Source organism: Cobetia sp. 5-25-4-2 (assembly GCF_013374075.1).
Classification (GTDB): domain Bacteria; phylum Pseudomonadota; class Gammaproteobacteria; order Pseudomonadales; family Halomonadaceae; genus Cobetia; species Cobetia marina.
This window is the reverse complement of sequence record NZ_BLWK01000003.1, coordinates 474,641-486,034: the sequence shown is the minus strand read 5'-3', so window position 1 is coordinate 486,034 and position 11,394 is coordinate 474,641. Positions and strand designations below refer to the sequence as shown.

At 61.5% G+C, this 11,394-nt stretch carries 7 protein-coding genes and 2 rRNA genes; 6 read left to right on the top strand and 3 right to left on the bottom strand.

The features are described 5' to 3' along the window. Both HXS65_RS09645 and rrf read left to right on the top strand, forming a co-directional pair. A 23S ribosomal RNA gene (locus HXS65_RS09645) occupies positions 1-2,616 on the top strand; the annotation flags it as partial. 138 nt (positions 2,617-2,754) lie between these two features. Further along, a 5S ribosomal RNA gene (gene rrf, locus HXS65_RS09640) occupies positions 2,755-2,870 on the top strand. A 259-nt stretch (positions 2,871-3,129) separates the two neighbouring features. On the opposite strand, the gene HXS65_RS09635 is transcribed toward rrf, so the two are convergent. Continuing rightward, positions 3,130-3,573: a VOC family protein gene (locus tag HXS65_RS09635; RefSeq protein WP_240499622.1), complete on the bottom strand. Its 444-nt coding sequence runs from the start codon at positions 3,571-3,573 to the stop codon at positions 3,130-3,132. A 118-nt stretch (positions 3,574-3,691) separates the two neighbouring features. Further along, entirely contained in the window at positions 3,692-4,747 is a 1,056-nt protein-coding gene (hisC, locus tag HXS65_RS09630) for a histidinol-phosphate transaminase (protein ID WP_176493737.1), read from the bottom strand. Positions 4,748-5,018: 271 nt separating this feature from the next. Here hisC and HXS65_RS09625 point away from each other — a divergent pair, with 271 nt between their 5' ends. The 3 genes from HXS65_RS09625 (at position 5,019) to radA (ending at position 8,406) form a co-directional block, all read left to right on the top strand. Further along, a complete protein-coding gene (locus HXS65_RS09625; RefSeq protein ID WP_176493736.1) occupies positions 5,019-6,158 on the top strand; it encodes an alkene reductase in 1,140 nt (379 codons plus the stop codon). 179 nt (positions 6,159-6,337) lie between these two features. Beyond that, positions 6,338-6,805, top strand: coding sequence for a copper resistance protein NlpE N-terminal domain-containing protein (locus HXS65_RS09620; RefSeq protein WP_077378513.1), 468 nt, complete (start codon positions 6,338-6,340; stop codon positions 6,803-6,805). A gap of 185 nt (positions 6,806-6,990) precedes the next feature. Next, the gene (radA, locus tag HXS65_RS09615) at positions 6,991-8,406 is read left to right on the top strand and encodes a DNA repair protein RadA (protein ID WP_077378515.1); all 1,416 of its coding nucleotides are present in this window, start codon (positions 6,991-6,993) and stop codon (positions 8,404-8,406) included. A gap of 111 nt (positions 8,407-8,517) precedes the next feature. Here radA and HXS65_RS09610 read toward each other — a convergent pair whose 3' ends face one another. Beyond that, positions 8,518-9,162 (bottom strand): DUF1415 domain-containing protein, encoded by a 645-nt coding sequence (locus HXS65_RS09610; RefSeq protein ID WP_084209466.1) that lies wholly within the window; start codon positions 9,160-9,162, stop codon positions 8,518-8,520. Between the two features lie 277 nt (positions 9,163-9,439). Here HXS65_RS09610 and HXS65_RS09605 point away from each other — a divergent pair, with 277 nt between their 5' ends. Beyond that, a complete protein-coding gene (locus HXS65_RS09605; RefSeq protein ID WP_176493735.1) occupies positions 9,440-11,284 on the top strand; it encodes a SulP family inorganic anion transporter in 1,845 nt (614 codons plus the stop codon). Positions 11,285-11,394: the final 110 nt, after the last annotated feature.

Sequence of the window (11,394 nt, the reverse complement as noted above, 5' to 3'; positions counted from 1 at the left end):
ACGATGTGGGAAGGCTCAGACAGCTAGGAGGTTGGCTTAGAAGCAGCCATCCTTTAAAGAAAGCGTAATAGCTCACTAGTCGAGTCGGCCTGCGCGGAAGATATAACGGGGCTAAATCAGGTACCGAAGCTACGGGTTCATCCTCTGGATGAGCGGTAGAGGAGCGTCGTGTAAGCCAATGAAGGTGGATTGAGAAGTCTGCTGGAGGTATCACGAGTGCGAATGCTGACATGAGTAACGATAAGGGGAGTGAAAAACTCCCCCGCCGGAAGACCAAGGTTTTCTGTTCTACGTTAATCGGAGCAGAGTGAGTCGGCCCCTAAGGCGAGGCGGAANTCCTGATTAAGTGGGAAACGATGTGGGAAGGCTCAGACAGCTAGGAGGTTGGCTTAGAAGCAGCCATCCTTTAAAGAAAGCGTAATAGCTCACTAGTCGAGTCGGCCTGCGCGGAAGATATAACGGGGCTAAATCAGGTACCGAAGCTACGGGTTCATCCTTATGGATGAGCGGTAGAGGAGCGTCGTGTAAGCCAATGAAGGTGGATTGAGAAGTCTGCTGGAGGTATCACGAGTGCGAATGCTGACATGAGTAACGATAAGGGGAGTGAAAAACTCCCCCGCCGGAAGACCAAGGTTTTCTGTTCTACGTTAATCGGAGCAGAGTGAGTCGGCCCCTAAGGCGAGGCGGAAACGCGTAGTCGATGGGAAACGGGTTAATATTCCCGTACCGGATGTGGTTGCGATGGGGGGACGAAGAAGGCTAGGTGAGCCAGGCGTTGGTTGTCCTGGTGAAAGCATGTAGGCCGAGGAATCAGGCAAATCCGGTTCCTCTGAGGTCGAGATGCGAGACGAACTGACCACGGTCAGGAAGTCATCGATGCCACGCTTCCAGGAAAAGCCTCTAAGCTTCAGATCACATGCGACCGTACCCCAAACCGACACAGGTGGTCAGGTAGAGAATACCAAGGCGCTTGAGAGAACTCGGGTGAAGGAACTAGGCAAAATGGCACCGTAACTTCGGGAGAAGGTGCACCGGTTCGAGTGAAGGACTTGCTCCGTAAGCTCTTACCGGTCGAAGATACCAGGTGGCTGCAACTGTTTATTAAAAACACAGCACTCTGCAAACGCGCAAGCGGACGTATAGGGTGTGACGCCTGCCCGGTGCCGGAAGGTTAATTGATGGGGTTAGGATTCGTCCGAAGCTCTTGATCGAAGCCCCGGTAAACGGCGGCCGTAACTATAACGGTCCTAAGGTAGCGAAATTCCTTGTCGGGTAAGTTCCGACCTGCACGAATGGCGTAATGATGGCCACGCTGTCTCCACCCGAGACTCAGTGAAATTGAAATCGCAGTGAAGATGCTGTGTACCCGCGGCTAGACGGAAAGACCCCGTGAACCTTTACTATAGCTTTACACTGGATGCTGATGTTGTCTGTGTAGGATAGCTGGGAGGCTTTGAAACCGCGTCGCCAGATGCGGTGGAGCCAACCTTGAAATACCAGCCTGACATCATTGGCGTTCTAACTCAGGTCCGTTATCCGGATCGAGGACAGTGTATGGTGGGTAGTTTGACTGGGGCGGTCTCCTCCTAAAGAGTAACGGAGGAGCACGAAGGTACCCTCAGCACGGTTGGAAATCGTGCATTGAGTGCAAGAGCATAAGGGTGCTTGACTGCGAGACAGACACGTCGAGCAGGTACGAAAGTAGGTTCTAGTGNGACTCAGTGAAATTGAAATCGCAGTGAAGATGCTGTGTACCCGCGGCTAGACGGAAAGACCCCGTGAACCTTTACTATAGCTTTACACTGGATGCTGATGTTGTCTGTGTAGGATAGCTGGGAGGCTTTGAAACCACGTCGCCAGATGCGGTGGAGCCAACCTTGAAATACCAGCCTGACATCATTGGCGTTCTAACTCTGGTCCGTCATCCGGATCGAGGACAGTGTATGGTGGGTAGTTTGACTGGGGCGGTCTCCTCCTAAAGAGTAACGGAGGAGCACGAAGGTACCCTCAGCACGGTTGGAAATCGTGCATTGAGTGCAAGAGCATAAGGGTGCTTGACTGCGAGACAGACACGTCGAGCAGGTACGAAAGTAGGTTCTAGTGATCCGGTGGTTCTGTATGGAAGGGCCATCGCTCAACGGATAAAAGGTACTCCGGGGATAACAGGCTGATACCGCCCAAGAGTTCACATCGACGGCGGTGTTTGGCACCTCGATGTCGGCTCATCACATCCTGGGGCTGAAGTCGGTCCCAAGGGTATGGCTGTTCGCCATTTAAAGTGGTACGCGAGCTGGGTTTAGAACGTCGTGAGACAGTTCGGTCCCTATCTGCCGTGGGCGTCGGAAGTTTGAGAAGAGCTGCTCCTAGTACGAGAGGACCGGAGTGGACGAACCTCTGGTGTTCGGGTTGTCATGCCAATGGCATTGCCCGGTAGCTACGTTCGGACGGGATAACCGCTGAAAGCATCTAAGCGGGAAGCCCCCTTCAAGATGAGACTTCCCTGAGGCCTTGCGCCTCCTGAAGGGCCCTTGAAGACTACAAGGTTGATAGGCTGGGTGTGGAAGCACAGCAATGTGTTGAGCTAACCAGTACTAATTGCCCGTGAGGCTTGACCATATAACACCCAAGGGGTTTGCGCAGGCAAACCGCCGGGATTGCGACAGGATCGACGACATATCGGTCAGCATGATTCATATTGCGAGTCGCGAGGTCACAAGCCTCGAGACTCAGGCACCGCAAGGTGCCACCGTTTCGCCTGACGACCATAGCGAGCGTGAACCACCCGATCCCATGCCGAACTCGGAAGTGAAACCGCTTAGCGCCGATGGTAGTGTGGAGTTTCTCCATGTGAGAGTAGGTCATCGTCAGGCACTTATACTGAACCGCCCCTGCAGCCCAGCTGCAGGGGCGGTTCTCTTTGTGCGCGGAAAAAGTGATGCTCAGGAAAAGTCGTGCTCGGAGAAGTTGCCCAGAAAGTCCTGCATGCGAAATAGCTGTGGACGAAAGAAAAGCTCCGCGTGAGCAACGTGCATATGACACAAGAAGGCCCCTGTCGAAATCTCGACAGGGGCCTTTTGTCTTCGGGGCCTTTTATCTTCAGAGCCAGTGAAGTTTCAGCGCGCCATCACATCAGGGCGAGACTTCGTAGAGCTCGATGGGCGTACCGTCAGGGTCTGCCAGGAAGGTGAAGCGGGCGCCGGTGTATTCATCGACACGTATCGGCTCTGGCGTGGCGCCACGGGCGATCAGCAGCTCGACACAGGTGTCGATGTCCTCGGTTGCCAGCGCCAGGTGACGCAGCCCACAGGCTTCCGGATAGCTTGGGCGCTCAGGCGGTGACGGGAAGGAGAACAGCTCCAGCTGGATACCGCCCGGCAAGCGCAGGTCGAGCTTGTAGCTGTCGCGGGCTTCACGATAGGCCTCGTGGATCACCTGCGCATCCATGACCTCGAGATAGAAGCGCCTGGCGCGTGGGTAATCAGCGGTGATGAGTGCCACGTGATGCACTCGCGTCAAAGGCAGGCGCGCTGTCGAAGTGGCACTTGATGCCATGGTGGGACGTTCCGTTGTCATATGGTTGCTCCTGCTGAGAGTCTTCGGTGGCGAATGCCCGAGTGACATCCTGATGAAAGAAGGCGCCCAGGGGCGCCTTCTTTCATTGAACCCATCACGGGTCATGCTGTGCGCTATCTCAACGACACAGGGTTTCCAGGGCTTCGATCAGGCTGTCCATCTCGGCATCGGTACCGATGCTGATGCGCAGATGGTCGCGTAGCGCATCGGTGTTGAAGTGGCGCACCAGGATGCCCTGCTCGCGAAGGCCGATGAACAGCTTGCCGGCATCATGGGTCGGGTGAGTCGCCAGCACGAAGTTGGTCTGTGACGGCAGGATCTCGAAGCCCAATGCGGCCATGCGATCGCGCGTCTGCTCACGGGTAGTGATGACGCGTGTGCGGCACTCATCGAAATAGGCGGGATCACTGAGCGCGGCGACGCCGACCTGCTCGGCCAGACGATCGATGGGGTAGGAATTGAAGGAGTCCTTCACGCGCTCCAGGCCCTCGATCAGCTCCCGCGAGGCCACGGCATAGCCAAGGCGAATGCCCGCCAGGCTGCGCGACTTCGAGAAAGTGCCCGACACGACCAGATTCGGATACTGATGAATCAGCGGGATGGCGCTTTCCCCCCCGAAGTCCACGTAAGCCTCATCCACCAGCACCACGCTCTGCGGGTTGCGCTCCAGCAGCGCGGCAATCGCCTTGCGGCCATGGCCATGCCCTGTCGGGGCATTGGGGTTGGCGAAGATGATGCCACCGTTGTCATTGCCGAAGGCTTCGAGATCGACTTCCCAGTTGTCGGTCAGCGCGATGCTGCGTGATTCGATGCCATACATGCGGCAGTAGACAGGATAGAAGCTGTAGCTGATGGAGGGCAGCAGCAGCGGCTTGTCCTGACGGAAGAAGGCCTGGAAGGCCAGCGCCAGCACCTCGTCGGAGCCATTGCCGACGAAGACTTCCTCTGCGGCCACATGGAAGGTCTCGGCCAGGGCGGCGCGCAGCGAGCTGGAACTCGGGTCCGGGTAGCGACGCAGGTCAGAGGCATTGAACTCGCGCAGCGTCTGTTCCACGGCCGGGGCCGGCGGGTAGGGGTTTTCATTGGTGTTCAGCTTGATCAGCTGCTCACGCGGTTGTTCGCCGGGGACGTAGGGGGTCAGGTCGTGGACCTGTGGGCTCCAGTACTTGCTCATGATTTCTCGCCGCTGGTGACAGTGCATGACCCGTGTCATGGATAGGTTTCATGTTGCCCGCTGGATCGTCGCGGTACAAGCATCGGCAGGCTATCGCATGAGTCGCGAGGATGCCGCGTGGCGCGACCTGGCGCATTGTTGCCATCCCAGCATTATTCTCATGCACCGCGTGCGCTTGAAGCATCGGCTGGCGCACCGCATGTCACTGGCATGCCCGCCCGGTTCGCCCGAAGCGGCGGCTGGCGAAAGAACAGAGACTCAAGGAGCACCGATGACTGCCAACACCAAGGCCCCGTACGCCGACACCCTGCTTGATCCGGTCACGCTCGGTGACCTGACCCTGCCCAATCGTATCCTGATGGCGCCACTGACCCGAGCGCGCACCCCGGACAGCATTCCCGGTGAGCTTCAGGAGGTCTACTACGGACAGCGTGCCGGCGCCGGCCTGATCATCAGCGAGGCGACCAACATCTCGCCGACCGCGCGTGGTTACGTCTACACGCCGGGTATCTGGACGGATGAGCAGGAAGCCGGCTGGAAGGGCGTCGTCGAGGCAGTGCACGCCAAGGGCGGACGCATGGCGCTTCAGCTGTGGCATGTCGGGCGTGTCTCGCACGAGATGGTGCAGCCGGATGGCCAGCCACCGGTCGCGCCCAGCGCCCTGCGTGGTGAAGGCGCCCAGTGCTTCGTCGAGTTCGAGGATGGCAGCAGTGGTCGCCACCCCACCAGCACGCCGCGTGCGCTGGAGACGGAGGAAATCCCCCAGCTGGTCGAGGACTATCGTCAGGCTGCCGTGCGCGCCAAGCGTGCCGGCTTCGACATGATCGAGGTGCATGCCGCCAACGCCTATCTGCTCAACCAGTTCATGGCGACCGGCACCAACCAGCGCACCGACCAGTACGGTGGTTCGGTCGAGAATCGTGCGCGCCTGACACTGGAAGTCGTCGATGCCGTCGCCGAGGTCTTCGGGCCGGAGCGCACCGGCATTCGTCTGACGCCCTTCATCGAGATCTTCGGTCTCACCGATGACGAGCCGGAAGAGATGGCCTTCTACATGGCAGACCAGCTCTCCAGACGTGGCATTGCCTACGTGCACGTCAACGAGCCGGACTGGGCCGGCGGCGACGTCAAGTTCACCGATGACTTCCGCCGCGCACTGCGGGAGCGCGTCAAGGGCGCGCTGATCTTCTGCGGTCATTACGATGGGGAGCGTGCGGCACGCATCATCGACGAGGGCATTGCGGATGCCGTCGCCATCGGGCGCCCCTACATCGCCAATCCGGACCTGGTCGAACGCCTGCGTCTGGATGCGCCGCTCAACGAGCAGGATCCTGATACCTTCTACGGTGGCGGTGCCGAGGGCTACACCGATTATCCCTTCCTCGACAACGGGCATGATCGCCGTGGCTGAGGCCGACATGATTTAGCGAATGGCGTTCGATAAACGCCATCGGGGGTGGCCTCACGGGGCTGATACCCGCTATTCTTGAGCGTGGAAGCTCGTGAGCGGTCCGTCTGTCGAGGCAGTCGGGCCGCTCGCCGTCGATAGCGCTGACGCTGCTATCGAATCATCGCCTTAAGGAGGATTCAATGCAGATCAGGACTCTGATGGTGGGAGCCGCGCTGATGGTCGGTCTCGCCGGGTGCGCATCAACGGCCCAGACGACGGATGGTGCCGCTGCCAATGACGCCACCGAGACAGCCAGCGAGCAGGTTGCCGTCTACAAGGGCACCCTGCCGTGTCGTCGTTGCACGGGCATTGACCTCGATGTGCGTCTCAAGGGAGCGGAAGATGCTGCCCCGGAAGCGCGTACCTTCAGTCTCGATGCCACCTATCGCGATCATCCGCAGCAGCCCGCGCCGGAGCACTACGAGGGGCAGTGGGATGTGCTGTCAGGTACGGTGACCGACCCGAATGCCACCGTCTATGAGCTGACGCCGAATGGCGAGGGCCAGACCTACTACTTCCTGCGCCTGGACCCCCAGACGCTGGAACTGGTCGACCCGCAGAAGCGCCGCTTCCAGAACGGCGAGACACTGCGTCTCAAGCGCGAGTGATGCCACCGCGTGTCATGCACGCGTGAGGTGACAGCAAGGCGGCGCAAGCCGCCTTGCTTGTGTCTGGCATCCGTGTCGGATGTTCGCATCGAGCGCCCCTGCCTGGTGCCATCGGGCGATGCGGGGCATGGGTGCCATGCCGGGCGACGTGGTCCGAAATCATTACTCCCTGACAGGATGGTCTGATGGCGAAAGCAAAGAGCGCCTTCGTATGTACCGAGTGCGGTAGCGAATTCTCGAAGTGGCAGGGGCAGTGCAGCGGCTGTCGCGAGTGGAATACCCTGCAGGAGATTCGGGTCGGTGCCACGGTATTGCCGGGGGCTGCGCCGGCTGCCGGGGGCATCAGCACTGGCGGGGCGTCACGCGGCGCCACCAGCGCCAGAGGCGGCTATGCCGGCACGCTGAGTGACAACGTGACGGATCTGTCCAACGTCTCGCTGGCCGAAGTGCCGCGCTTCTCCTCGACCTTCGGTGAGTTTGATCGCGTGCTTGGCGGCGGTCTGGTGCCTGGCTCCGCCGTATTGCTCGGCGGGCACCCCGGTGCCGGCAAGTCGACGCTGCTGCTGCAGACCGCCTGCAAGCTGGCACAGCACAAGCGTTCGCTCTACGTCACCGGTGAAGAGTCGCTGTCGCAGGTAGCCATGCGTGCCCATCGACTGCAGCTCCCGACCCAGGGACTCAAGATGCTGGCCGAGACCAGTGTCGAGACGATTCTGGCCACCGCCGAGCGCGAGAAGCCGGAAGTGCTGATCATCGATTCCATCCAGACCATGCATCTGGAGGATCTGTCCTCCGCGCCGGGGGGCGTCTCGCAGGTGCGTGAGTCCGCCGCGGCGTTGACGCGTTTCGCCAAGCGGACCAACACCGTATTGCTGCTGGTCGGGCACGTGACCAAGGATGGCTCGCTGGCCGGCCCCAAGGTACTGGAGCACATGATCGATGCCTCCCTGTTGCTGGAAGGGGACGGTGATTCGCGCTTTCGCACCCTGCGCGGACAGAAGAACCGCTTCGGCGCGGTCAATGAGCTGGGCGTGTTCGCCATGGTCGAGCTTGGCCTGAAGGAGGTGAAGAACCCCAGTGCGATCTTCCTGTCACGCAGCGAGGAGCAATCCTCCGGCAGCCTGGTGATGGTGGTCTGGGAAGGGACTCGGCCGATCCTGATCGAGGTCCAGGCGTTGCTGGATGATTCGCCGCTGGGCAATCCCCGGCGCGTCGCGGTCGGTCTGGATGGCAACCGACTCTCGATGTTGCTGGCCGTGCTCAACAAGCACGGCGGTCTGTTCACCGGCGATCAGGATGTCTTCCTGAACGTGGTGGGTGGGGTCAAGGTGCTCGAGACCAGCGCCGACCTCGCGGTGCTGTGTGCAGTGGTATCCAGTCTGCAGAACCGCCCGCTGCCGCGTGAACTGGTGGTGTTCGGTGAGGTCGGCCTGTCCGGCGAGATCCGTCCGGTGCCCAGTGGGCAGGAGCGCATCGTCGAGGCCGCCAAGCATGGCTTCACGCGCGCCATCGTGCCCAAGGGCAATGCCCCCAAGAATCCGCCCAAGGGCATGACGATCGTCGCGGTCGACAAGTTGTCCCAGGCGCTGGAAGCCCTGTGATGGCTGCCGGCAGCTGCCACGCGCAAGCCTTCCGGTGACATTCCGCCTGAAACGCACAAGGCCAGCCTCGCGGCTGGCCTTGTGCATATGGGATTGCCACTGGGCGTGATGTCAGTCCTGGCTGTCAGCCTGACGGGCGGCGTGAGCGCAGGCCTTTAGGCGTGCGACCAGCTGTTCGACGCCACGCTCGCGCATCAGCGCCTCGTTGCGCGCCGGCACCTCTTCCACATCCCCCGAATAGGCATTGATCGCCGCCTCGACCGAGCTTTCCCGCAGCAGGTGCAGCATCGGGAAGGGCGAGCGGTTGGTGTAGTTCGCGGCGTCGTCTTCCTCGGTATCCTCGAAGACATAGTCCGGATGGAAGCTGGCCAGCTGATAGATGCCCTCATAACCCTGCATCTCGAGCAGTGCCTCAGCGTAATCCAGCAGCTCCAGATAGGCATCGAAGTCGCGGAAGCCATCCTTGAAGATCACCAGGGTGGTTTCGGCATCGCGATTGGCATCGAGGTTGAGGAGTTCATCGCCGAGTGCCTGCAGGCAACGCTCGAGTCCCGCGCCGGGGATGACGGCGTACTGGACGCTGTTGCGCGCCACTTCACGTGCCGCGAACGGGCATAGATTGTCCGCGATGATGTGCGTCTCGACCCACTGGCGGGTGGTCTCGATGGCCTCGGCCTCACTGACCTCAAGTGCAGGCGTATAGCCGGCCGACGGGGTGGAAGAGGTGGTGTCAGCAGGCGTAGCGTCGGTGGTCATGGCGTCAGGGTCCGCAGCGGTGTCAGGAGGGTGCATTGTCACTGCTCATGCCGGCCATGGCCAGTCCAGATTGGCAGCGCGCCACGATTGTCGCCGGTATCGCTACCGACAAAGGGAGCCCCGGGCCGGCGCGTACGGTTCGCTGACACGCTGTTTCATCAGCGTATTCAGGGATAGACTTGCCGGGGCCGGACGTCGCCACGCCCGGCCCCGGCATCGTTTCTTCACGGAGGCGATGACCCCTCCCGCAGCCCACGTACCTTCATGGAGGCACTTCTTGCCCGCTGACAATCCACCGCCACGCCAGCCTGCCGATGATGCCTCTGCCACGTCGAGTGCCACGGCATACCGCCTGTCACGCCTGCTGCCGTTTCTGGGCTGGATGCGCCAGCTGTCGCCGAGAGATGCGCGAGCGGACCTGATCGCCGGGCTGAGCGGTGCGGTGCTGGTACTGCCTCAGGGGGTGGCCTACGCGCTGATCGCGGGGTTGCCTCCGGCACATGGACTCTATGCCGCCATCGTGGTCGCGATCATCGCCGGACTCTTCGGCTGCTCGCGTCATATGGTCAGCGGGCCGGCCGCCGCCATCTCGATGGTGGTCTTCGGTACCGTCTCGACCCTGGCCACCCCCGGCAGTCCGGAATACCTGCCGCTGGTGCTGGCGCTGACCTGCATGGTCGGCATCATCCAGCTCGCACTCGGGCTGCTGCGCATGGGGGCGCTGGTCAATCTGATCTCGCATACCGTGGTGATCGGCTTCACCGCCGGTGCCGGCGTATTGATCGCCACCAGTCAGCTCAAGCATCTGTTCGGTATCGCGCTGGGAGATGCCTCGAGCTTCCTCGGCACCTGGTGGGCATTGCTTGGGCACCTGGAAGACACCTCGTGGGCGACCCTGATCACCGGCCTCAGTACGCTCGCCAGTGCCTTGCTGGTGCGGCGGGTGAATCGCAGACTGCCGTGGATGCTGGTCGCGATGGCCGTCGGTTGCGGGGTTGCGGCATTGCTGGGTGGCAGCGAGGCAGGCATCCCGATGGTGGGGGCCCTCTCCGGCAGCCTGCCGCCGTTTTCTCTGCCGCCACTGGGGTTTGACACCCTGCGCTCGCTGGGCGGTGCGGCCTTTGCGCTGGCGGTTCTCGGCTTGATCGAGGCGGTCTCCATCGCCCGCGCCATCGGGGTACGCTCGCATCAGCGCATCGATGGCAATCAGGAGTTCATCGGCCAGGGGCTGTCGAATCTGGTCGGCAGCTTCTTCTCGTGCTTCGCCGGCTCCGGCTCCTTCACCCGTTCAGGGGCCAACTACGATGCCGGCGCCCGCACGCCGCTGTCGGTGATGATCGCGGCTCTGATCGTGCTGGCGGTGCTGTTGCTGGTGCCGAATGTCACGGCCTGGCTGCCATTGCCCGCCATGGCGGGCCTGATCATGGTGATCGCCGCCAACCTGATCGAATTCAGTCATATCCGTCAGATTCTCACCGTCAGCCGCGAGGAAGCGGTGGTGCTGGTGATCACCTTCCTCGCCACGCTGCTGCTGCCGCTTGAGTTCGCCATCTTCGCCGGCGTGCTGGTGTCGCTGGTGCTGTATCTGAATCGCACCTCGCGTCCACGCCTGGTGGAAATGGCACCGGACCCCGAACACCCGGAGCTGGGCGTGCGCAATGCCGAGCGCTACCAGCTGACCCAATGCCGTGAGGTCGTCATCCTGCGAGTGGATGGCTCGCTGTTCTTCGGCGCGGTGGACCACGTCCAGCGCAAGCTGGCGCGCTATACCGGCAAGCACGTCATCCTGCTCGGCACCGGCTGCAACTTCATCGACATCGCGGGGGCCGAGATGCTCGAGATCGAGCAGCGCCGCCTACAGGATGCCGGCGGCAGCCTAAGCATGTGCGGCTTCCGACGCTACGCGCTGGAAGTGATGGAGCGCGGAGGCTTCCTTGAGCGCATGGGGGATGAGCACTACTTTCATACTGCCGAGGCGGCCATTGCCGCGCTGCGCGAGGCAGTGTCCGAGGCGCATCGGCCACACGACGGTGAGCCGGCCGCATGTGCGTCCTGCCCGCTGTTCGGCCCTGACAGCATCGGCCCGAGCCAGGGCATTCGCCTGACGCCGCCGCTGGCCTGAGCGGGTGGTGCGGCAGCTGACAGGGCGAGAGTTGGCGGCACGCGAGACGGCAAGGCTGGGGGCCATGTCGTGCATGCGATAGAATGCCAGCCATCGATGTGCCGGGTGCG

What these genes read in the sequence shown, in the direction of transcription:
- HXS65_RS09635 (WP_240499622.1), bottom strand. Translation starts at nt 3,573, where the DNA reads ATGACAACGGAACGTCCCACCATGGCATCAAGTGCCACTTCGACAGCG.
- hisC (WP_176493737.1), bottom strand. Translation starts at nt 4,747, where the DNA reads ATGAGCAAGTACTGGAGCCCACAGGTCCACGACCTGACCCCCTACGTC.
- HXS65_RS09625 (WP_176493736.1), top strand. Translation starts at nt 5,019, where the DNA reads ATGACTGCCAACACCAAGGCCCCGTACGCCGACACCCTGCTTGATCCG.
- HXS65_RS09620 (WP_077378513.1), top strand. Translation starts at nt 6,338, where the DNA reads ATGCAGATCAGGACTCTGATGGTGGGAGCCGCGCTGATGGTCGGTCTC.
- radA (WP_077378515.1), top strand. Translation starts at nt 6,991, where the DNA reads ATGGCGAAAGCAAAGAGCGCCTTCGTATGTACCGAGTGCGGTAGCGAA.
- HXS65_RS09610 (WP_084209466.1), bottom strand. Translation starts at nt 9,162, where the DNA reads ATGACCACCGACGCTACGCCTGCTGACACCACCTCTTCCACCCCGTCG.